Here is a 22,505-nt window from a genome sequence, read left to right as displayed (position 1 = left end):
GTACGCGATGTTTCAAGCGTATTCCCTTGGGTAATGTGGTCCAAAGCTCCTGGTCGCAATCAACCAATGAGTTAATCCAGAAAGAAATGGCGGCACCTTGACACGATGCCGCCATTCAAAGCTCGAGTCTTCAGACCTAGGTCACTCCATGCTGCATTCTGCAGCGAAGGAGTCTTTCATGGCCTCAACGATTACACCATCCGAGACCGCGATGAAATTGCCATTGTCGTCCTTTTGAACGGTCGCAAGATACATGTTCTGAATTGGGTGGTTGTTGTTGTTGAACTCGAAATCGCCGCGAACAGATGCAAAGTCTGCTTTGCGAATGGCTGCTCTGAAGGCGTCGGTGTCTTCGACATGCCCATCCACCTCGGCAACCGCACTGTCGATCAGACGAACGGCGTCATAGGCCATCGCGGCAAAATCCGACGGCGGCGTCCCATATTTGGTCTGGAATGCATCGACAAACTCCTGGTTGGCATCGTTGGGCAGGTCGATCGTCCACTGGGCGGCGCTTTGCAGGCCAAGGCCGGCTTCGCCGATGGCATTCAGGGCCGCTCCGTTGAAATAGGTGAATGCACTGAAGAGCGGCGTGCTTTCTTTGAGCCCGGCCTGGGAGTATTGCTTGACCCATTGAATACCGAGACCGCCGGGATAGAAGACGAACACAGCGTCGGGCGCTGCGGATTTGACCTGTGTCAACTCGGCCGAGAAATCGTTCTGTTCGAGCGGAGTATAGATTTCGCCGACAATCTCGCCGTCATAGGTTCGTTTGAAGCCGGCGAGCAGGTCGCGACCGGCTTGATAATTGGGCGCCAGAATGAATACCGATTTCACCTCCTGTTGCGACAGATGAAGACCGACGGCTTCGGCCAGTTGGTCATTCTGGAAGGGAATGGCAAAGTAGTTTGGATCGCAGTTCTCACCCGCAAGCGGGGCAGGGGCCGGATTGGGGCTGATGACAATTTTCCCAGCACGCGTGATCGGACGGTGGATGGCCATCATCACATTCGAGAACGAAGAGCCGATGACGATATCCACGTTCTCCGAACGGGTCAGACGCTCGGCTGCTTCCTTGCCGACATCCGGCTTGCGCTGATCGTCCTCGTAGACGAATTCAGCGGTTTGACCACCCAGCTTGCCGTCGAGAAGTTCCAGAGCCAGATCGGCGCCTTTTTGCATCTCTTCCCCGAGGATCGAGCCGGGGCCGGACAGGGACAGGATTAATCCGACCTTGACCTTGCCTTCTTCGGCTTGGGCCCCTGCCACGAAGCCTCCCGCGACGAGCGCAGAGAGAGCGAGAAACTTAGTTAGTGAGGTTTTCATTTTGCCGTACTCCCATGGCCATTCATTTTTATTCTCATTGTATATAATTATACTCCGTTGCTCAACATACAGTTTTTCCGGATGTGAGAGAGTTATCTTCATCGCTCGACACCGAAACCGCCGCCGCCCGGTGTCTCCATGATGAAGACATCGCCCGGACTGACTTCTGCCATGTCGTTGCCTTTCAGAGTCAGCAGTGTGCCATTGGCGCGTTCGATCGCGTTTCGTCCGATGGCGCCCGGCCCACCGCCCTCTGCGCCGCGGGGTGGCACCTTGCGGTGAGAGGTCAGCACTGTCGTGGTCATCTCCTCGAGGAAGCGCAACCTGCGACGAATGCCGTTGCCTCCACGATGGCGCCCGTTACCCCCCGAGCCGCGGCGAATCGCAAATTCCTCAACGTGAACCGGAAAGCGCCATTCCAGAACTTCGGGATCCGTCATACGGGTGTTTGTCATGTGCGAATGAACGGCGTCGGTCCCGTCGAAATCCGGGCCTGCGCCAGTACCGCCACAGATCGTTTCGTAGTTCTGGTAGGCTTCGTTGCCCCAGATGTGGTTGTTCATGGTGCCCTGGGACCCCGCGATCACACCAAGCGCGCCATAGAGGGCATCAGCGAGGGACTGGCTGACCTCTGTGTTGCCGGCGATGACGGCGGCGGGGTATCTGGGGTTGATGAATGTGCCTTCGGGCACGATCAGATGCAGTGGCTTCAGGCAGCCTTCGTTCAGCGGAATATCGCTGCCGACCAGCGTGCGGAAGACATACAGCGTGACCGCCTGGCTTATGGACACAGGCGCATTGTAATTGCCGCTGTCCTGTTTGCTCGTACCGCTGAAGTCGATCGTTGCCGTGCGATTTTCACGGTCAACGCGAATCTGCACTTCGATTCTTGCACCGCTGTCGAGTTCATAGGTGTTTTGCCCGTCGGTCAGCTTGTCGATGACCCGGCGCACGCTTTCTTCGGCATTGTCCTGAACGTGGCGCATATAGGCCTGAACGACCTTGATGCCGAATTGCGCCAGCATCTTGCGCACCTCACGAGCACCGGTTTCATTGGCGGCCATCTGTGCAAGAAGATCGGCAACATTGTTGTCGATGTTGCGGCAGGGATAGGGACCCGAAGCCAAGAGCGCGCGGGTTTCTTCTTCGAGGAAACGGCCCTGATCGACCATTTTGAAGTTGTCGATCAGAACACCCTCTTCGTCGATATGGGTGCTGTCAGGTGGTGCAGAGCCGGGAGTGCGCCCGCCGATGTCCGCATGGTGTCCGCGCGAACCGACATAGAACAATATCTCTTGCTCCGCCTCGTCGAATACGGGGGTGATGACCGTCACATCGGGTAGGTGAGTGCCGCCATTGAATGGTGCGTTCAGCATGAATACATCGCCGGACTTCATCTTGCCGGCGTTCTCCCGGATCACGGTGCGCACTGATTCGCCCATCGACCCCAGATGCACGGGCACATGCGGGGCGTTGGCGACCAACCCGCCTTCTGGGTCGAAGAGGGCGCAGGAAAAGTCGAGCCGTTCCTTGATGTTCACCGAATAAGCGGTCTTGGCCAACGTGGCCCCCATCTGTTCGGCGATCGACATGAATAGATTGTTGAACACTTCCAGCATGACTGGATCCGCTGTCTTGCCTACGGCCTCTGAGTTATGCCTTGGCAAGACGCGTTCAAGAATCAGGTTCTCATAGCCATCCATGCGTGCGCGCCAGCCCGGTTCGACGATGACCGTACCGGTCGGTTCGCTGATAATCGCGGGGCCATCGATCTGGCTGTGCTCGCCCAAGACGATCCGGTCATAAAGCGGCGCAGCATGAAGGGCACCTGCGGCAACCATATCGACCGTTTCGACAGGTTCCGGGGCGCCTTGGCGCTTGGCCGCTTCCACGTCCGGCAGATCGGGGCGTACACCGATAGCCTCAACTGTCAGCGCCTCGAAGTAGACCTGCCGGTCGGGATCGGAAAATCCATACAGTTGGCGATGCTCTGCCTCGAAGGCCGTGCGCATGAGATCGTGATCGGATAGCTCGACCTCCAGCGTCTGGTGAGATCCCGCATAGCGCAACAGGGCATGCGTAATATGGGAAATATCCGGTTCTGCGGTGCCCTGACTCACCAATTCAGCCTTTGCCTCTGCCAGCATGTCAGCGGCAAATGTCTCTGCCTTGATGCAGGCCTCGGGCGTCAGGGGCCGATCAAACTGGCTCTGACGAAGGGCGCGTACCTCGGCTAGACCCATGCCATAGGCCGACAGGACGCCAGAGAAGGGATGCAGGAACACCCTTGAGATACCGAGCGCGTCGGCCACCAGGCAAGCATGCTGCCCACCGGCACCGCCAAAGCAATTAAGGGTATAAGCCGTCACGTCATAGCCGCGCTCGACGCTGATTTTCTTGATCGCGCGGGCCATGTTCTCAACCGCGATTCGCAGGAATCCTTCTGCGATGTCCTCTACAGGCATCGGGGCGGCACCCGTGTCTCGAGCGATCTTTTGCGCCAGTGTCACGAATTTCTCTTGTACAGTTTTCAGATCCAGAGGCTCATTGGCCTTTGGCCCAAAAACCTTGGGAAAATGAGCCGGTTGCAGCTTGCCCAGAAGAACGTTGCAGTCGGTCACGGTAAGTGGACCGCCGCGACGATAACATGCCGGCCCCGGGTTCGCCCCGGCGCTCTCGGGTCCGACCTGAAAGCGGCCGTCACGGAAAGAAAGGATGGACCCGCCCCCTGCCGCGACGGTGTGAATGTTCATCATCGGGGCACGCATGCGCACCCCGGCAACCTCGGTTTCCAGGCTGCGCTCGAAGGTTCCGGCGTAGTGGCATACGTCCGTTGACGTGCCCCCCATATCAAAGCCGATCAACTTGTCAAAGCCCGCCTGTTCCGCGGTTTTGACCATGCCGACAACCCCGCCTGCGGGGCCTGACAGGATGGCATCCTTGCCCTGGAAGAGCCCGGCATCCGTGAGCCCGCCGTTTGACTGCATGAAGAGCAGCTGCTTGCGGTCGCGGCCGTCGGTCCCGGCAGCCAGAGCATCATGCACCTGCGCTACGTAGCGCCGGAGAATGGGACTTAGATAGGCATCGACCACCGTCGTATCGCCGCGGCTGACCAGTTTCATCAATGGAGAGGTGCCATGGCTGGTCGAGATCTGGGTAAAGCCAATTTCGGCGGCAATCTCGGCCGCGCGGGCTTCATGAGCGGGCGACTTGTAACCATGCATGAAGGCAATCGCCACTGCACGGATTCCATCGTCGAACACGGTCTGAAGTGCGGCGCGGGTCGCGGTTTCGTCAAGCGGTCTCAAAATTTCGCCATCTGCCGCGACGCGTTCTGAGATTTCGATGCTGCGTTCATAGAGCATTTCCGGAAGCTGGATATTAAGCTCGAAGATTCGGGGGCGGTTCTGATATCCGATGCGCAACAGATCACCAAAGCCTTTGGTGATCAAAAGCACCGTACGGTCGCCCTTGCGTTCGAGCAAGGCGTTGGTGGCCACAGTCGTACCCATTTTGACGGCCTCAATCACGCCGTCCGGGATCGGCTCGCCCGGCGCAAGGCCAAGTGCGTCGCGAATACCCTGAACAGCGGCATCCTTGTAATTTTCCGGGTTCTCTGAAAGCAACTTGCGCGTTTCCAGACTTCCATCAGGACGCTTTGCAACGATGTCCGTGAAGGTGCCGCCCCGGTCTACCCAAAATTGCCACATCTCGGAACTCTCCAGTCATTCTGTTGGCGATTAGATGGCGCGCCAGTGGTTTCCGCCCATTAGGATCACGCGGGTCTGGGCAAGGTTCGGCATGCCATGCTATATATTTATACGTCATGTATAAAATTAGTAAACGAGAATTTTATCGTCTTTCCTGAAGAGGCTTTTTCTTGACGGGTGGGTGGAGCTATGCCATCGTATTAAAATACGTATCGTATAAAAAGGATCGAGACATGCGTGGCTTTCTTATAGAGCAATACGGAGCGCCAACGACTCATCGGCTTCAGGATCTGACGGATCTGACGCCAGGCGCCGATGAAGTTCTCATAGAAAACCATGCAATCGGATTGAATTATCCCGATGCGCTGATGGTGCAGGGCAAGTACCAGAAACGCCCGGAGCCGCCCTTTCGTCCGGGTCGCGACTGTGCCGGTGTCGTTTTGGCCGTTGGCAAGAATGTCACCGAGTTCAAGCCCGGTGATACCGTGGTGGCGCAAGTCTTTACGGGCGCGTTTTCTGAGCAGGTGCTAGCCCCTGTGTCGCGTGTTTTCGATAGGGCCGAGAATGTTTCGAGCATTGATGCGGCTGGTGCTATTACCGTCTTCAATACAGCATTCGTCGCCGTGTCGATCCGGGCGGGAGTAAAGAAAAGAGATCGCGTCGTCGTGACAGGCGCCGCCGGCGGGGTAGGGCTCGCCGCGGTACAGCTTGCCTATGCGCTCGGTGCGGAAGTTCTTGGAATCGTCTCCTCAGAGGATAAAGCGCAAGTGGTGCGTCAGACGGGTGCTGATGCGTTGATTGTTGCGGACCGGGAAGAAGAGGCCGTGAAGCAGACCTTCAAGGATAAGGTGCGGACCCATTGGGGGGATGACAAAGGTGCAGACGTGGTCATCGATACCGTCGGCGGTACGATGTTCATTGCCGGGCTGCGCGCATTGGGTTTTGCAGGCAGACTCGTGATCGTCGGCTTTGCCAGTGGTGACATCCCGTCAGCCAAGGCCAACTACTTGTTGTACAATAACCTTACGGTCATGGGGGCCCCGCTGGATATCCATTTTGACTTTGCTCGGGACCAGATTCGTGGTGGTACGGAATGGTGGCTGAGCCTGCTTTCCGAGGGCAAGGTCAGTGCAAATGTCAGCAAAATCTTGCCTTTTGATCAGCTGATGCAGGGTCTCCAGGATATTCTTGATCGCAAGGTGACCGGCAAACTGGCGGTGGACGTGAGGGCGTGATGATCTCCGCGCTCGAAGGCCATGGAGAGCCGTTTCGCCAGGATGATCGCTTGCTGGCCTTCATTGCCGACATCCAGATACACAAAAGTGATACTTGCCTTACCTTTGATGTTTCGTTGAAAGATGAGGCGCTGAACCCACTCGGCATCCTCCACGGCGGCGCATTGGGGGCTCTGTTCGATGTTGCGATGTACGAAGTTGCCAAGCGCTGCGGTGAAATGGTGACAGTATCGCAAGAGACCAAGTTTCTCTCAGCCATTCGTGCCGAAAGGCCTCTTCAGATTGTGGCAGAGCCATTGCGTCTGGGGCGAACCTCAGCCTGTTGTACGGCGCGGGCTGTTCAAGGTGAAAAAATCTGTGGCTTCGCGACTGCCCAATATGCACGCATTGAGGTGCGCGCGACATAAGCGACTGACCTTTGTGCTACTAAGGAAGACCGCGGTAGCCGCGCACGACGGGGAGAAATCATCAAATGATGAGCCTAATTGCAGAGCAGCTTTTGAACGGAATCCAGCTGGGTATTCTGCTGTTCCTGATCGCCGCCGGGCTCACATTGATTTTTGGTGTGATGGACTTCATCAACTTGAGCCATGGTTCCCTGTTCATGATGGGCGCGTATTTCTCGGTTCTGTTCCAAAGCCTGACGGGAAGTTTTTTCTTGTCGATCGGGTTCGCGGCAATCGCCGTTTTCGGACTTGGGATGCTTCTTGAGATTCTGCTTGTACGAAGACTCTATGCGAGAAGTCACCTCGATCATGTCCTTGTGACCTACGGCCTGATCCTGATAGCCAATGAATCGGTTATCCTGATTTGGGGCAGTGTCCCGATCTTCTCCGGTATTCCAGACGCATTGGCCGGACAGGTGCCGCTTCCATTTGGAATTGACTATCCTGCATACAGGCTGGTGGTAATTTTAGTGGGCATGCTGGTCGGATTGTTACTCTTTGTTCTGATCCAGAAGACTCGGATCGGTATGCTCGTCCGCGCCGGAGCAACCAACCGGATTATGGTTTCAGTGTTGGGCGTCAATATTTCGCTACTTTACACGCTCGTTTTTGCTCTTGGGGCTTTGCTGGCCGGGCTGGCCGGGGCGATGGCCGGGCCAATCCTGTCTGTGCAGCCGGGAATGGGCGAAACGGTGCTGATACTGTCCTTTGTCGTCGTCGTGATTGGTGGTCTCGGGTCCATTCGCGGAGCGTTGCTAGCCGCAATGATTGTAGGATTGATTGACACGATGGGACGCGCATTTTTGCGCGACATCCTCAGCACGGTGGTTTCACCTCAGGTAGCCGGAGAGATGGGGCCGGCGCTGGCCTCGATGCTGGTTTATATCCTGATGGCTCTCATCCTGTTCTTCAGGCCGGAAGGGCTGTTGCCCCTGCAGAAAAGGAACTGAGCCATGGGCGCGTCATCTCTCAGACTGGAAACGTTTGCCGTTCTATTTGCAATGGTGGCTGTCGGACCGGCGGTGGCGATCGTCTCGGGTGATGTGTATCAGTTGGCCGTTTTCGAGCGGGCGCTGATCTATGCCGTGGCGGCGGCGAGCCTCAACATGATCCTGGGATTTGGCGGCATGGTCAGCTTTGGTCACGCCGTATATCTCGGCCTAGGCTGCTATGCGACCGGTGTGCTTGCGAACGCGGATGTCACTTCGGCATGGATTCAGTTGCCGACGGTCATTGCGGTAGCTGGCCTTGCAGCCCTGACCATAGGTTTGATCGTCCTGCGAACCTCTGGTGTCTACTTTATCATGATCACGCTGGCACTGGCGCAGATCTTTTATTTTCTCGCCGTCAGTTCCTCCTATTTCGGAGGGGATGATGGAATGGTGATTTATGAACGCACGACGCTTCTGGAGGGATACGATCCGTTCGACAGCTGGCAGTTCTATGGGTTTGTTGCGGTGGTTGCATTGTTCTGCATCCTCGCGATCAACCATATCATCCGCTCGGATTTTGGCCGTCGATTGGTCGCTTGCCGCGAGAACACTACGCGCGCGACAGCGCTCGGGTTCAATGTCTTTGCAATTCGGTTGACGGGCTTTGTACTTGCTGGGGTTTTCTGCGGTATCGCCGGCTTTCTACTGGCCAATCAGACCGAATTCGCCACTCCTGGGTATGCAAGTTGGCAGCGCTCTGGAGAACTCCTGGTGGTAGTTATCCTCGGTGGTGTCGGGACGCGCTTTGGTCCGGTCTATGGGGCTTTTGCATTCGTACTCCTCGAAAGCGTCTTGTCGAGCTTCACAAGTCACTGGCCGATCCTTTTCGGACCGTTCCTCATTCTGGTCGTGATCTTCTTTCACCAAGGGCTGGCCGGACTTGTCAATCAGCTGTTCTCAGTCAGGGTAAAAACGGAATGACCCATATTCTGAAACTCGAAGACATTTCTGTCAGCTTTGGTGGGATTCACGCGCTCCGCGGTGTGAATCTGAAGCTCGGCCATGGCAGCATTCACGCGCTGATTGGCCCGAACGGCGCGGGCAAGACGACGCTGGTCAGCGTCCTGTCCGGGGAACTGCGACCCAATTCCGGTCGCGTCTATTTCGATGGGCGCGACGTCAACCGAATGACTACGCATGTACGCGCGCGGCTCGGACTAACCCGAACCTATCAGATCACGGCGCTCTTTCAGCATATCACGGTGTGGGAAAACATTCTTCTGAGCCTGAAAGCGCGCGATGTGCCAGAAGTCTCTGCGACACAATTGCTACGTGTCCATGCCGAACACTTTTATGCCAGCGAACTGGCGGATATTCTCAAGGATTTCGGACTTGAGGAGAAAGCCAGAGTGATGCCGTCTGCCCTGTCGCATGGTGACCGGCGGCGGCTTGAATTGGCAATGGCGATCACATCGAACCCGACAATCCTGTTGCTGGACGAGCCGCTGGCCGGACTCAGCAATGCGGACGCAGCTGAACTTGTCTCCTTGATCCACAAGAGGCTCAAGGGTGATGTTCCAATCCTGTTGATCGAACACGATATGGATGCGGTTTTTGATCTCGCGGATGAGATCACCGTACTAGTGGATGGCAAGGTCCTGATGACTGGAACCCCGGAAGAAGTGCGGCGCTCTCCTGAAGTGCAGGCAGCCTACCTTTCTGAAGAGGATGACTTCTGATGCTACGCTTCCGGGATGTTTGCGCAAGTTATGAGCACAGCCAGATACTCTTTGACCTCACCTTCGAGGTCAAAGCTGGCGCGGTCACGACCCTTTTGGGCAAAAATGGAATGGGTAAAACGACAACCATCCGCACGCTTTTTGGCCTTACGGACAATATTGGCGGCGATATCTACCTTGAGGACACGCGCATCAACGGATTGCGCACCCATGAAATCGCACGACGTGGCGTGGCGCTTGTGCCCGAAGGCAGGCAAGTATTTCCGACCCTTACGGTCATGGAAAACCTTCTCGCGACGGCCCGCAGTGGACCGCGCGGATTGGAAGAAGTCTTTGACCTTTTCCCGCGCCTTGCAGAGCGTAAATCCTCTCTCGGAAGTCTTCTGTCCGGTGGCGAGCAACAGATGCTGGCAATCGGCCGCGCGCTTCTGACGCAACCGCGCTTTCTGATCCTCGACGAGGCGACCGAGGGGCTGGCGCCTGCCGTCAGGCGGGAAATCTGGGCGGCGCTCAAGCAGCTCAAAGAGCGTAATTTGACAATTCTCGTGATCGACAAGAGCCTTAAACCGCTTTGCAAGTTGGGCGACTGGCATTACGTCATCCGCAAGGGGCAGATGGCCTGGAGTGGCGCTTCGCAGGTGTTGGCTGATCCTACGTCAGCAGCACGCGAGCATCTCAGCCTGTAAGGCGCGGGGTATAGACCTCAACCCGTCCCTTCAATGCGAATTCGCCAACGAGAAAGGCAGCCATAACGCGGATGGCTGCCTTTATCAGTTTCGGGGGCGGCGAAGTGGTCGCCGCATTCTCTCGAAGATTGAAAGTAGCGGACGCCTAGCGCGTCGAGGTTATTCTGCGACCTTTCCCTCTTTTCCAAGCACCACCATTGCCGCATCGACGATCTCGCGATAGCCCGTGCAACGGCAGATATTGCCGCTTAGCGCATCGCGCACTTCATGCTCTGTATAGCGCTTTCCAGTCTGCAAAAGCTCGGACAATGTCATTAGCATCCCTGGCGTACAATAACCGCACTGAAGCGCAAAATGCTCGTGAAAGGATTGCTGCAACGCTCCGAAATCATGGTTGGGCTTTGCCAGACCTTCAATCGTGCGTATTTCACGTCCTGCGACCTGATGTGCCAGTGTCAGGCATGAGCGCACTGCCTTGCCATCCATCAGGACAGTGCAGGCGCCGCAGACGCCGTGTTCACAGCCCACATGCGTGCCGGTCGCGCCGATTTCATGGCGGAGGAAATCGCTGAGCAACATGCGCGGCTCGGCAAAGCCTTCCACGTTCTCACCGTTGAGAACAAATTCAACCGAATATTTCTGACCTTGTTGCAGTACTTTCATGCCAGGACCTCCTCGATGAGTTTCTTGCCGATGCGGCGGACCAGTTCGCGGCGATAGCGTGCGCTGGCATGGATGTCGTCATAACCGCCCATTTTCCAGGCTAGTCGGTTGAGCAGATCGGGAATGTCACCCGCCATCAGATTGCTCCATTCCTCGACGGTCGGCGCATCCGACACGCCGCTTACACCCAGTCGCACGGTACCTTGGTCGGCGACGCAGGCCATGGCGACAATCGCGAAATCCCCGTCGCGACGCGAGATTTCACGAAATCCCCATTTTGCCGTCTCAGGCAGCGAAGGGAAATGCGCAGATACGCAAAGCTCTTGCTGGGTTCTTGCCGTTTCCAAAAGACCGGTTTGAAACTCTGACGCAGAAAGCTCGCGTGAACCGGAGGTTGACGCGAGTGTTACGCGACCACCGAGCGTGGCCAGCATCAGGGGCATTTCTGCCGATGGGTCCGCATGGCAAAGCGACCCGCAAATTGTGCCGCGGTTGCGGGTCTGTATGTGGCCTACGTGACTTAGTGCCTCTCGTATGATGGGTATATAGCGAGGGAGATCCGGATGGTGGAAAACCTCTGCCTGCGTGACAGCCGCGCCGACAGTCAGGCCATCCGGGCCCAATTCGATACCCTTCAGTTCGCCAAGACGCGAGATATCGACCAGAATGCCTGGCTCGGCCAGGCGCATGTTGAGCATGGCCATCAGGGATTGCCCTCCGGCAATGACGCGCGCATCCTCGCCTTCTTTGGACAGGCAGGCCAATGCTTCTTCAACCGTGTCGGGAATGTGGATGGAAAACGGTGCCGGTTTCATCATTTGCCTCCGAATTTGGAACGAATCTTACCCAGCAGCCCCTTGCGCGGTGACGCTTCGGGAGCAGCGCGCCTGACGAGCGCGCGAAAGAACTGGTTGATCAACAGTTTGGCCGCGCCAGAGAGCAATCGCCCTCCGACCGAAGCGATTGTCCCGCTGAGGTGAATTGCATAACGATAGCGCACAAGGACGCCGCCTTCGGTCTCAACAAGTTCGACCCAGCCGGTGCCGCGCGAAACGCCGAGGGCACCATCAAGAGTACCGACAATCTCCACGCTCTTGGGTTTCTTGATGTTCTTCAATCGGATGTCAGCGTCGAATGCGCCTTTGACGGCGCCGACACCCATCTTGAGGGCCCCGGTGAAATGATCTTCTGCCTGCTTCTCGAGCGATTTGCAGCCGGGGATCAGGCGCGCCATCTCTTCTGGATCGAGCAGCGTTTCCCAGACTTTCTCCGCGCTTGCGGGCACAAAGGTTTCACCTTCACCGCGCAACGCATCACCGGAATAATCGACTGAAATCCGCTCTTCCGCGCCAGTTTGATCGGTCTCGACAGGCGGCGGGCTCTCCTCGGCGCTATTGATCCAGCCAAACACCTTGGAAGGGGTCAGCGGCAGTATCACATCTTCATATCCCAGAGCATCCGCAACAGCATTCGCCAGACAGACCGGCGTTGTATACTGGTTGCCTTCCGCGATGCCTTTGGCACCCAATCGGGTAAAGGGCGAGGGAACCGCAATGGTATCGACCAACACCGGGTCGATAGCCTCGGCCGCGGTCGGGATCAGGTAATCCGCCATTGTGCCTGACAGAAAGGTTCCATCCTCCTTGTACACAAATTCCTCGTAAAGCGCGGCCCCGATGGCATTGGCAAAGGAACCGCGGATCTGCCCCTTGGCCAATCCCGGGTTCAGGATTGTACCGCAGTCATGTGCCGTGACATAATGATCGACTGTTACCACGCCAGTATCAGGGTCGATCTCGACGCCGCAGAAGTCGAAGGCGAAACCATATGCCAGCGAGGTGTTGATTTCGTCATTCGCGGTTGTCGGCGTCAGCTCCGGCGCGTTCCAGTAGGCCACCTCGCGAATGCCAGGATCCATCCCTTCGGGGAGTGAGCTGGGTGACCAGTGCGCAAGGCCGCCGACCCTACGGAATTCCAGTGCATTGTCCGGGTTGCTTCGCGACCGTATCAGACCATTCACAAACTCGATTTCGTCTTCAGGTACGTTCAGAAACCGCCCGGCAATCTTGGTCATCTTCATGCGCACGCGTTCCGCTGCCGTCTTGGCAGCAGAGGTTGACGCCGGAGAGAAGCGGCAAGAGTAATTGCCGGCGGCGATTGACCAGTTGTCCTTCTGCGTATCGGTTTCGAGGTTGACTGTGATGTCGGCGAACTCAAGGCCGAGCTCATCGGCTACGATCTGGGCCAGCACCGTTTGGTGCCCTTGACCTTGAGGTGTCGAGTCGCCCACGACCGTCACAGCACCCAAGGCATCTACGCTGATCGTGCAGGACGCCACTGCGCCATCCTTCGGGCCTGCCTTTTCACGCTCTTCCTTGGTCTTGAGCGTAGAAATATAACCCATGTTGGACTGGCTGGGTTCAACAGCGGCCGCAAAGCCGATACCGTAAAGCTTGCCTTCGGCGCGGGCTTTGGCGCGGCGTTCGCGCAACCAATCCAGCTTGCCCTGTTCGACAGAATCTTTGACGACTTGCTGATAATCCCCCGAGTCGATCAGCGCACCCGCAGGGGCGCGGTAGGGGAAAGACCCTGCCGGAATCAGATTGCGCTCCATCAGGTCGAGTGGATCCATATTCAGGTCCTGTGCGATCTTGTTCATCATGCGCTCAATCGCAAAGTAAAGTTGTGGACCGCCAAAGCCACGCACAGCACCAGTGGGACATTTGTTGGTCAGAACGATATTGTTCGTAACCTTGACATTCGGAATGGTGTAGCAATTCGTCGAAAGCCCGTGCATCCGATAGATAGGAGCAGGCATCGGTGCGCGCAGATGTGCGCCATGGTCGTCATAATGCTCCATCCGCAGCGCATTTACCTTGCCATCATCGTCATAGGCCGCCTCAATCCGCGTCACCCGTCCGGGTGCCACGGATGCCGCAGCGTGATGTTCTAGCCGGTCCTCAATCCACTTCACCGGGCGGCCAGCCAGCCGCGATGCAATGCAGAGAACCACAATATAAGGGAACATTGTGAGCTTTGAGCCAAAGCTACCCCCAGAGTTTGGCGGGCTTTTGTGACGGAGCTTGGCAGAAGGAATCTTGAGTGCGATCGCCATCACGGTGTGGACCGAAAAGGGACCCTGGAAGTTGGACGTGACATCGTACCCGCCGGTATCAGCCTTGTATTCGGCGACAATACCATAAGTCTCCATTGGCGTGACCGAGTTGCGCGGATAGCGAATCGTGATCTCTGTCTGGTTCTTAGTCTTCTCAAAAACTTCATCTGCCTTGCCGTGATTGAAGATACGGTGCGACACCCGGTTTGAACCGGCAGCCTCATGCAGCACTGGCGCGTCCTTGGCGCAGGCCCGCACCGGATCGACGACGGCGTCGAGCACTTCATATTCGACCTTGATATACTTCAGTGCATCCTCGGCGCGGTAACGATCAACCGCACACACAATGGCTACGGGTTCGCCAACGTATCGAACCTTGTCCAGCGCAATGCCGCGGTAATCAAGCGGGTTCTTGAAACCTACGATGAGCGGTTTGGTCAGCGGGCGTACATCTTCGCCCGTGATGACGGCGTGGACACCCTTCATCGCAAGTGCTGCAGATGTATCAATCTTCTTGATTCGCGCATGCGCATGTGGCGAGCGCAGAAACGCCGCATGGAGCGTGCCTTTCGTGATCGGGATATCGTCCATGAAGGTCGCTTTGCCACGCAGCAAAGTTTGATCTTCGGTGCGCAGGATCTTTTGACCTACGAGAAGCTCGCGCGTTTCTGACACTTCGTCCTCCATACCAGATGGGTGCTTGAAATTCTTTAAATACTGACTGTATAATAAATGATTGGCATGTCAACTCGTTTGACAGATCAATCTACCGGTCACGTGCATTTGGGATATCAATGAATGATCGAAGAAACGGATTTTTCTGTAGAAAGAAAACTCGTGCATCTGAGTGATGGCGCGCGGATCACCCTGCGCCGGTGGGGAGGTGCGAAGCCGCTGCGTATAGTGATCTCGCATGGCAACGGGTTGGCTATTGACGGGTTCACGGCGTTCGGGCGCGAGTTGATGAACCATTTCGAAGTGGTGGCCTTTGACATGCGCAACCACGGGCAAAGCGGGCCGGGAGAGGTGCTCGATGATCCATGGCCCAGATACCTGACTGATATCCCGGAAATATTTGATGCAATTCAGAATTCCTTCGGTCAGAAACCCACACATGGCGCGTTTCATTCGCTGAGTTCTGCAAGCACGATCATGGCGCAAGGCTTGGACCCACGCCCTTGGAAAACTCTTACTCTTTACGAACCGCCGGTTCCGCCCGTCAACAATCCCATCCTTCTCGACGCGTTTCAGTCTTTGCATGCGACGCTGTCAGCCCGCACCCGCAGCCGTAGGCGCAGGTTTGCAGATCCCGCACGTCTCATCGCATCGCTGGAGCGGTCGCAGACGTTTGGTGGAATCCCGGCACCGCAGCTGAACCGTCTTGCGGAGGCCATGCTGATTCGCACCGATGCCGACCCAAACGCTCCATGGGATCTGGTTTGCGCCCCGGAGATGGAAGCAAACACATTTGATACACGGCGCGCTTGCGACTTCTATGAAGGGATTGCGCGGGTCCAGACACCGGTTCAGGTCGTTGTGGGCACGACACTCGGGCATGACATGCCGATCCTGATCAAGACGGCGGAACTGCTTGCCGCGACCTTCGGATTTAAGGTGACCTGTGTGGAAGGTGGAGGCCACCTGATGCAATTGCAACGACCAAATCGCAGCGCCGAACATGCCGTTCGGTTTGCGCTCAACAGATAATAAAAAATGCGCTTGCCAGGCAGGCGTCATCTACCAAAAGGGGTGTAAGGATGTCCGCAACGAAATCCGCTGAAGCGTTGGATGAAGCCCGCAAGATGGCGACAATCCTGGATTGTGTGCACTTTTGGGCCAAGGAAACGCCTGATCAACTTGCCGTGGAAACTCTGGATCAGGGAAAGCTAACCTATAGCGAATTGGCGCATAGGGCCAACAATCTGGCTGCTGCGTTTCACGCCATCGGATTGCGTGCAGGCGATCGGGTCGCCATCCAGCTTCCGTCATCACCAGAGTTTGTCACGACCTATCTCGCCTGTGCAATATCCGGCTGTGTCCTGACGACACTTCACATGCCTTATCGGCAAGAAGAGCTGAGCCCGCTTCTGGCATTCGCCGGAGCCCGCGCAGTGGTCACGGCCAAGGTCGGCAGATACGACGGGCCCGCTACGATGCAGGCAATCAAGTCAGAGATTGAAACGCTAGAGTATGTCATCAGCGTGACCGAGCCGAATGGTGACGGGCATCTTCATTTTGACAACCTCATGGCAGATCATGTGAATGCAAAGATTACTGATGGTGCGGGACCCGAGGCCGAAGTTGCACTTTGCTTCACCTCCGGCACGTCTGCCGCGCCTAAAGGCGTGATACGCAAGCAGAAGCTGATGGCGCAAAATGCTGCCAGGTTCACTAAAATGCTGAGCATTGGGCCGGAAGATCGGGTAATGATTGCACCTCCGCTCACGCATGTCTTCGGTCTTTTGTGTGCGGGCAACGCCCTGATGGCTGGTGCTACGACCATACCGATCCCGGTCTTTACGCCCGAGACCTACGGAGCCTATCTGACCAGAATGCGCCCTACCGTAGTCTATTCCGCTCCTGCGCATTTGGCGGCAACGCTCAAGAGCGGCGTGATGGACAAGATGCCGCCGGAATCAGTGCGCGATGTGATCGTCGGTGGCTCGATCTGCCCACCCGAAGTTGCCGCACAGTTCGAGGCCAAGTTACCGAATGGCCGCGTTGGTTGTCTTTTTGGCATGACTGAGGCTCTTCTGGCCACGCAAACCGATCCGAATGATCCTGCCGAAATCCGGCATGGTACGGTCGGTCAATTAGCCGATGACCTGAAGCTGCGCATCATTTCTTCCACAGGCGAGGACGTTACTGACCGGGGCGAGGGAGAATTGCAGCTTTCGGGTTATTCGATTCTTTCCGAATACCTCGATAATCCGGAGGCCAACAAAACGTCCTTCACCCAAGACGGATGGTTTCGTACCGGTGACCTTGCCTCCGTGGATGAAGCAGGCAACATCATGATTACCGGGCGCAGCAAAGACATCATCAATCGAGGCGGTATAAAGATCAATCCGGCAGATATCGAGAAGATCCTCGATGCACACGGGGATATTGTCCAATCGGCATTGGTGCCTATGCCGGATGAAGTCCTAGGCGAGCGGATCTGCGCCTATGTCGTGCTGCGTGAGGGCACCATTCTGACTCTGAACGATGTCTGTGACTACCTGGGCCAGCAGGGTGTCGCCAAGATGCGTTGGCCTGAACGTCTCGAAGTTCTTGGGGAAATGCCAATGACGCCAACCAAGAAGATCATTAAACCTGTTCTTATTGCCGATATACGCGATAAGCTTGCAGGTTAAACTTATGCACGCAATAGTTGGTTCACGTCGACCAATGCGTTTGAAAGATATATAGACGAACGCCATGACACAAAAAGAAAATCAAACTTCCGTTCTGGATAGCAATTCCGTTGGTATCGAGAAGCGGGCCAAGCGGGGACGACCACGTGGCAATGGAACCAAGACAGTCTATGACGCACTCCGCAGGGAGATTTTGACACTAATCGCCAAACCTGGAGATCATCTGGACGAGGCTCAACTTGAAAAGCGCTTTGGAGTGTCCCGCACACCGATCCGCGAAGCGCTCATCCGATTGCAGGCCGATCGTCTGGTGCGTTTTGCTGCCAATCGCGGTCATTTTGTCGAAGTCATCAATCTCAACGAAGTTCCCCGGATATTTGAGGCGTTGGATCTTTATCAGGCGGCCGTATTGCGGCTGGCCGCGAGCAGACGCACTACAGAACAATTGGGGTCACTGCGAAAGATAAATAACGCCTATAAGGCCGCCGCGCACGCCGGGGACTTTCAAGCGATGACCGAAAACAATCACAAGTTCCACAAGCAGATCGGTGAGGCCGCCGGGAACGATTTCATCAGGGAAGGCTATGAAACCGTTTTGAATTTCAGTCTTCGCCTAACCTACTTGATGTTTGAAAATGCCGATCGCATGTCGCGAGAACCGGATTCCTATTACAGACAGATTCACAATGAGCACGACGAGATGATCGACCTGATCGAAAGGGGTGAGGTTGAAGAGCTGGATAAAGTCAGTCGAGCTCACACTCGCCTGTTTTGTAGCCGTGTATCGGCATTCATGGAGCACAGGATCGCCCTGCGAACGGACCTGCAGTTCTTTGAACAATAGACTCATTGAGCTGGCCTCTGTCGATCTGCATCCGGGGAGCACCCAGATCCTGCACTGGGAGTCCGAGAACTTTCATGTCCTGCCCGGAGAATGACACCACCCTGACCCGCCAAGCGATCGTGCCGCAGGGCGCGGCGTTCTTTGCGATAGAGACGACCAGACCGGCCCGTCTTTTCGCCTTTCACCTGCTGCCGGATTTCACGCTGCTGGCGTTCAGCGCGGCACTTGATCCGCTGCGCATTGCCAATCAACTGGCGCAACGCCCGCTTTATCGCTGGACCGTCACCTCTCAGGATGGGGGGCCGGTGGTCAGCTCTTGCGCCATGTCGGTGAATGTCGATCAGTCGTTGGGGGCGTTTGCGCGTGAAACCGATCTTGTGGTTTGTGGCGGCACCGTGCGCACCGGCACGGGCAGCAAGGATTTGCTGGCGCTGCTGCGTCAGCATGCGCGCTTTGGTGGGCGCGTGGGGGGCATTTGCACCGGGGCCATTTCGCTCGCGCAGGCGGGGCTGCTCGAGGGGCGGCGTGCAACGCTGCATTGGGAAAACCAACCTGCGTTTCGCGAGAAATTCCCCGAGGTCGAGGTGACGGGCAATACCTTTGAGGTGGATGGCGGGATTTTCACCTGCGGTGGCGGGGTGGGTGCCACTGATATGATGCTGGAAATGATCGAGGCCGATTATGGCCGGCCCTTTGCCGATGTGGTGGCCGATATGTGCCTCTATAGCCAACGCCGGGCCGAGCGCAGCCCGCAGCGCGCCTCGATCAGCAATGCGCTGGATAGCCGCAATCCGCTGTTGGTGCGGGCGATCAAGGTGATGCAGACCAATATCGAAACCCCGATCAGCATGGACGAGTTGGCCGATGCGGCGGGCTGTTCGCGCCGCCAGATGGAGCGGCTTTTCGTGAAATATCTGCGCAAGACGCCCTATCGCTTTTTCCGCGATCTGCGGCTGGATCATGGCCGCAGCCTGTTGCGCGAGACGGACCTGAGCGTGACCGAGATTGCCATGGCGTCGGGTTTTACATCGCCGATGGTGTTCATCAAGGGATTCCGCGCGCGGTTTGGTCACTCGCCGGGAGCGCGCCGCAATGGCGTGTAGTGACAATGTGCGAGGTGAGCTTCAGGATTTCGTCTTAATTTCCTAAGTCGTAATAGTCATTCCCTTTTGGGCATGCTACCTTTCTCACGTGAGTACCATATCCAACTTACGGATCGAAAGAATGGTCGAATTTGCGCAGGTATGGTGGCATCTTGCTGAACATCGGTGGCTGGCCAAAAGTTGGCGACATAACACAGAAGTCGTCGAAAATCGTTACCCGTCTGCAACAGCTGTCAACTGAACTAGAGGGCCTATTTGCCGAGAAGGATTGCAACACGATCAAATGCCTGACGAACTTCGGTCACTCGCCATGGGAGGCGCTCTAATCTAATGAAAAGTTGCTGGCCTGCTGCGCGACTTTCGCGATTTCCGTGAATAGCGGTGAACTGAATATCTTTCGATAGACTACGAAGAACTTGAGAGCCGGGATCTTCGGCTCGACCGCCAACTCTACGAGAGCGTCTTTTGTAGCTTCCCTGAGCATCTGCGAGGGCAGCAGGCTTACACCGAGCCCCGCAGCCGTCAGAGAGGATACTACGTTGAGGCTGCTGCAATGATTAACCCAGTTCACGCGGTAATTGCTCTCGGCGAACCAGCGTTCGACAAGCTGGTAGATGATTGAGGCCCCAGATAGCGAGATCATCGGATACTGAGCCAGTTGCTGCTTTTTCAAGGGACCCTCGGGCAGTGGGAGTTTGCGGCTCGCTACCCACGTCAATGGAACATTGCCGAGCGGTTCGCAGTGGACATTCGATTCCTTGATGGGTCCCGGCACGAGGATCATGTCGACCATGCCATCGTGAAACTTCGTCCACACGTCGGCCGTCAGCGCGATATCCAGTTCGAGGATGACCTTTGGAAATTTCTCGTTCGCGAGTTGAATGAAATCTGCAAGCCATGTCACCGCGACTGTTTCGACTGCCCCGAGACGAATGCGACCCGCTGGGTCGTGTTCTCCCTCCATATCTTCCTTGATTGAACGGGCCATCGCGAGCAGATCTTGCGCGCGATTCACGAAGTACTCGCCCTTGATCGTAAGGGTAGGACGCCGATTGGAGGTTTCGAATAGTTTTACCCCGAGCTCGCTTTCGAGTTCCCGTATGCGAAGCGAAATCGCAGGTTGCGTCGTGAAGAGAGCTTTGGCTGCCGCACTGAAGGTGCCAAACTCGATTATCGCGCAAAACGTTTCGACGTGACGAAGATTTATCATATGATAACTTCTTATCATTAAGTAGCAATAATTACAATTAGCATTAATGATAAAGGGATGCAAGTATGACCAGGAATTGAATCAAACCATCATCCCGGGAGGATACCTCGTGGCACGCAGAACCCCAGGACGGAAAGTGGTCTCGATCCCGAGTGCCGAGCTAAAACCCTATGATCGCTACGGTCCCGTGCAGGAAAAGATGTATTGGCAACCGCTTAACTACGACTTCGAGTCGGGAGCCGGAAATTATATCCTGCGTCTTGAGCCGGGTGCCAAATCGACACCGCATACGCATACTGATATTGAGCAGATACTGGTGCTCGACGGCTCGTTGAAGGAAGATGACGGTCAGGTCTTCGGGCCCGGTGACCACATCACCTATTTTCCCGGATCGACCCATTCCTCCAGTACCGACGACGGTTGCCTGCTCGTAGCGCAAGTCGTCAAGCACTACGAATTCACTGAACCGTGCGACGAAGAAGCGGGCACTAAATAACAACAATCACAACGTTCCCATCCCAACAGGAAAGGCAGACACGATGAAAATGTCTCACAAACTGCTCACCATCGTTTCGGCAGTGGCCATGAGCTTAACCGTGACCGCCGCTTCGGCGCAGATCACGCTCAACCTAAACAGTCAAATGCCGGAATCGGCTCCGGCTTCGGAGATTGACGGGTGGTTCGCCGACGAAGTTGCTCGCCGCACAGATGGAGCAGTTGAGATCAAGATCTTCTACAGCGGCACCTTGGGACGACCGCTTGAAAGCCTCAGCCTCATGCGGGAAGGTGCGATCGACATGGCGGTCGCCTCGCCCGGCTATTTCTCAAGCGATATACCATTCACCGCCATTCCGAACTCCTTTCCGATGTCGCTTTTTTCGGTCAATCAGGCCCGTGTTGTGATGGAGCGTCTGATGGAGGAAGAACCAGAGCTGGCGGCTGAGCAGGAGCGAAACGGCGTACGGGCATTGTTCTTCCATAACCTCAATCCATATTTTCTTCTGTCAAAGGAGCCCATCCTGACCGCAGAGGATCTGAAAGGGCAGCGTACTCGGTCATGGGGTAGCGATTTTCCCCGGTTCGTGAGCGGTGCGGGGGCGGTGCCCGTCACGCTAGGCCTGTCGGAAGTCTACGAGGCGCTGTCCAACGGTGCGGTCGACGTAGTGCCATTCTCCTACGACTACATCCAGACCTATCGTCTCCACGAAGTGGCCGGGCACGTCACCACGGCACCAGTCCATATCGCAGTCACCGCGCCCATCTGGATAAGCACTGCCGCCTGGGACAGGCTGTCACCGGAACAACAGAAGATCATGCTCGAAGTCGCTGACGAAGCGGCCGAGAAGGACTATGAGCTTACACTCAAGGCCGGCGAAGAAGCGCGGCAGTTTCTGGCAGATAACGGCGTTGAATTCCATGAATTTCCTGAAGAAGAAATGGATAAGCTGCGCGCCGTAGTGCCGGACTATTTCGGCGAGTGGATTGCCAAGATGGAAGAGCAGGGTAAAGGTGACGCCGCGCGCAATGCCATTGCGATTTGGAAAGACGTGGTAGCCAACGTCGAATAATGTTGGAAGCCGTCTACCTGGCCGCAGAGGCCAGGCGGACGGACTAGCCCTCAAGGGGTAGCAAAGCACCATGAGTATTCTCTCACTGCCAAATCGTTCCGTATCTTTCGTAGCTGCGGCCGCAATGTTTATCATGGCGGTCACTGGCGCTGCCGATGTCTTGGCACGTTTGATGAACCGGCCGCTGGCCGGATCCTACGAACTGATAGAAACACTCATGGTCTTCGTGGTGTTTCTCGGCATCGCCAAAGCGGAAGAGCAGAATCGACATGTGTCGGTGACCTTACTGGTGAACGTACTGCCCTCCTCAGGCCGGATCCTGCTGAGCAGCTTTGGTTCAGTGCTTTCGGCAATACTTTTCTGCATGATCGCCTATTTCGGTTGGGCGGAAGGACTGCGCAGCTTTGCCACAGGCGAGGTTCAACCGGGCGAGATCGGCCTGCCGTTGTGGCCAGCACGGTTCATTCTTGCAATAGGTTCAACCATGATGCTGCTGCAATGCCTGGTAAAGATACTCGACGACTTGCGCTGCTTGACTGGACAGTCATCGTGAGCCGCGCTTGGATAAGGAA

19 protein-coding genes are annotated in these 22,505 nt (G+C 56.2%); 13 read left to right on the top strand and 6 right to left on the bottom strand.

Features of this window, described 5'->3' with window-relative positions; translation table 11 throughout:
- Window positions 1–141 precede the first annotated feature (141 nt).
- Together VR71_RS11620 and VR71_RS11615 are read right to left on the bottom strand one after the other, a co-directional pair.
- Window positions 142–1,428, bottom strand: coding sequence for an ABC transporter substrate-binding protein (locus VR71_RS11620; RefSeq protein WP_296430272.1), 1,287 nt, complete (start codon window positions 1,426–1,428; stop codon window positions 142–144).
- Window positions 1,425–5,036: a hydantoinase B/oxoprolinase family protein gene (locus VR71_RS11615; protein ID WP_045684044.1), complete on the bottom strand. Its 3,612-nt coding sequence runs from the start codon at window positions 5,034–5,036 to the stop codon at window positions 1,425–1,427. Before VR71_RS11615 ends, VR71_RS11620 begins: the two co-directional genes overlap by 4 nt.
- Window positions 5,037–5,269: 233 nt before the next feature.
- Between VR71_RS11615 and VR71_RS11610 the strand changes: the two genes are divergently transcribed.
- The 6 genes from VR71_RS11610 to VR71_RS11585 all read left to right on the top strand — a co-directional run bounded on the left by VR71_RS11610 (window position 5,270) and on the right by VR71_RS11585 (window position 10,074).
- A complete protein-coding gene (locus VR71_RS11610; RefSeq protein WP_296430270.1) occupies window positions 5,270–6,271 on the top strand; it encodes an NADPH:quinone oxidoreductase family protein in 1,002 nt (333 codons plus the stop codon).
- Window positions 6,271–6,678, top strand: a complete 408-nt coding sequence (locus VR71_RS11605; RefSeq protein WP_045684042.1) for a PaaI family thioesterase — start codon at window positions 6,271–6,273, stop codon at window positions 6,676–6,678. Before VR71_RS11610 ends, VR71_RS11605 begins: the two co-directional genes overlap by 1 nt.
- Window positions 6,679–6,743: 65 nt before the next feature.
- A complete protein-coding gene (locus VR71_RS11600; RefSeq protein ID WP_367118652.1) occupies window positions 6,744–7,667 on the top strand; it encodes a branched-chain amino acid ABC transporter permease in 924 nt (307 codons plus the stop codon).
- Between the two features lie 72 nt (window positions 7,668–7,739).
- Window positions 7,740–8,630 (top strand): branched-chain amino acid ABC transporter permease, encoded by an 891-nt coding sequence (locus tag VR71_RS11595; RefSeq protein WP_296430268.1) that lies wholly within the window; start codon window positions 7,740–7,742, stop codon window positions 8,628–8,630.
- Window positions 8,627–9,388, top strand: a complete 762-nt coding sequence (locus VR71_RS11590) for an ABC transporter ATP-binding protein (protein WP_045684038.1) — start codon at window positions 8,627–8,629, stop codon at window positions 9,386–9,388. The genes VR71_RS11595 and VR71_RS11590 overlap by 4 nt, the downstream gene beginning before the upstream one ends.
- Window positions 9,388–10,074 carry an ABC transporter ATP-binding protein gene (locus VR71_RS11585; RefSeq protein ID WP_045684036.1) on the top strand — a complete coding sequence of 229 codons (687 nt, stop codon included), beginning with the start codon at window positions 9,388–9,390 and terminating at the stop codon, window positions 10,072–10,074. Before VR71_RS11590 ends, VR71_RS11585 begins: the two co-directional genes overlap by 1 nt.
- Window positions 10,075–10,233: 159 nt before the next feature.
- Here the strand turns inward: VR71_RS11585 and VR71_RS11580 are convergent, their stop codons facing one another.
- The 3 genes from VR71_RS11580 to VR71_RS11570 are packed head-to-tail and all read right to left on the bottom strand — an operon-like array spanning window position 10,234 to window position 14,527.
- Complete coding sequence (locus VR71_RS11580; protein ID WP_045684034.1) at window positions 10,234–10,737, bottom strand: (2Fe-2S)-binding protein; 504 nt, start codon at window positions 10,735–10,737, stop codon at window positions 10,234–10,236.
- Window positions 10,734–11,552: an FAD binding domain-containing protein gene (locus tag VR71_RS11575; protein ID WP_045684032.1), complete on the bottom strand. Its 819-nt coding sequence runs from the start codon at window positions 11,550–11,552 to the stop codon at window positions 10,734–10,736. Before VR71_RS11575 ends, VR71_RS11580 begins: the two co-directional genes overlap by 4 nt.
- Window positions 11,552–14,527, bottom strand: a complete 2,976-nt coding sequence (locus tag VR71_RS11570; protein WP_296430266.1) for a molybdopterin cofactor-binding domain-containing protein — start codon at window positions 14,525–14,527, stop codon at window positions 11,552–11,554. The genes VR71_RS11575 and VR71_RS11570 overlap by 1 nt, the downstream gene beginning before the upstream one ends.
- A 123-nt stretch (window positions 14,528–14,650) precedes the next feature.
- Between VR71_RS11570 and VR71_RS11565 the strand changes: the two genes are divergently transcribed.
- From VR71_RS11565 to VR71_RS11550, 4 genes are all read left to right on the top strand, one after another.
- Window positions 14,651–15,559 (top strand): alpha/beta hydrolase, encoded by a 909-nt coding sequence (locus VR71_RS11565; protein WP_045684027.1) that lies wholly within the window; start codon window positions 14,651–14,653, stop codon window positions 15,557–15,559.
- Window positions 15,560–15,609: 50 nt separating this feature from the next.
- Window positions 15,610–17,208, top strand: coding sequence for a class I adenylate-forming enzyme family protein (locus VR71_RS11560; protein WP_045684025.1), 1,599 nt, complete (start codon window positions 15,610–15,612; stop codon window positions 17,206–17,208).
- A gap of 64 nt (window positions 17,209–17,272) precedes the next feature.
- Complete coding sequence (locus tag VR71_RS11555; RefSeq protein WP_296430264.1) at window positions 17,273–18,052, top strand: GntR family transcriptional regulator; 780 nt, start codon at window positions 17,273–17,275, stop codon at window positions 18,050–18,052.
- Window positions 18,053–18,126: 74 nt separating this feature from the next.
- Window positions 18,127–19,155: a GlxA family transcriptional regulator gene (locus tag VR71_RS11550; protein WP_045684023.1), complete on the top strand. Its 1,029-nt coding sequence runs from the start codon at window positions 18,127–18,129 to the stop codon at window positions 19,153–19,155.
- Window positions 19,156–19,477: 322 nt separating this feature from the next.
- Here the strand turns inward: VR71_RS11550 and VR71_RS11545 are convergent, their stop codons facing one another.
- Window positions 19,478–20,365: a LysR family transcriptional regulator gene (locus VR71_RS11545; protein WP_045684021.1), complete on the bottom strand. Its 888-nt coding sequence runs from the start codon at window positions 20,363–20,365 to the stop codon at window positions 19,478–19,480.
- Between the two features lie 109 nt (window positions 20,366–20,474).
- On the opposite strand from VR71_RS11545, the gene VR71_RS11540 reads away from it, so the two are divergent.
- The 3 genes from VR71_RS11540 (at window position 20,475) to VR71_RS11530 (ending at window position 22,486) form a co-directional block, all read left to right on the top strand.
- A complete protein-coding gene (locus tag VR71_RS11540; protein ID WP_045684257.1) occupies window positions 20,475–20,861 on the top strand; it encodes a cupin domain-containing protein in 387 nt (128 codons plus the stop codon).
- A gap of 43 nt (window positions 20,862–20,904) precedes the next feature.
- A complete protein-coding gene (locus tag VR71_RS11535; protein WP_045684019.1) occupies window positions 20,905–21,933 on the top strand; it encodes a TRAP transporter substrate-binding protein in 1,029 nt (342 codons plus the stop codon).
- A 70-nt stretch (window positions 21,934–22,003) separates the two neighbouring features.
- Window positions 22,004–22,486: a TRAP transporter small permease subunit gene (locus VR71_RS11530; protein ID WP_296430262.1), complete on the top strand. Its 483-nt coding sequence runs from the start codon at window positions 22,004–22,006 to the stop codon at window positions 22,484–22,486.
- Window positions 22,487–22,505 lie beyond the last annotated feature (19 nt).

The organism is Roseovarius sp. BRH_c41 (genome assembly GCF_000961715.1).
Classification (GTDB): domain Bacteria; phylum Pseudomonadota; class Alphaproteobacteria; order Rhodobacterales; family Rhodobacteraceae; genus Roseovarius.
Note: the sequence above shows the minus strand (reverse complement) of the source record. Positions and strands in the feature narration are given on the sequence as shown.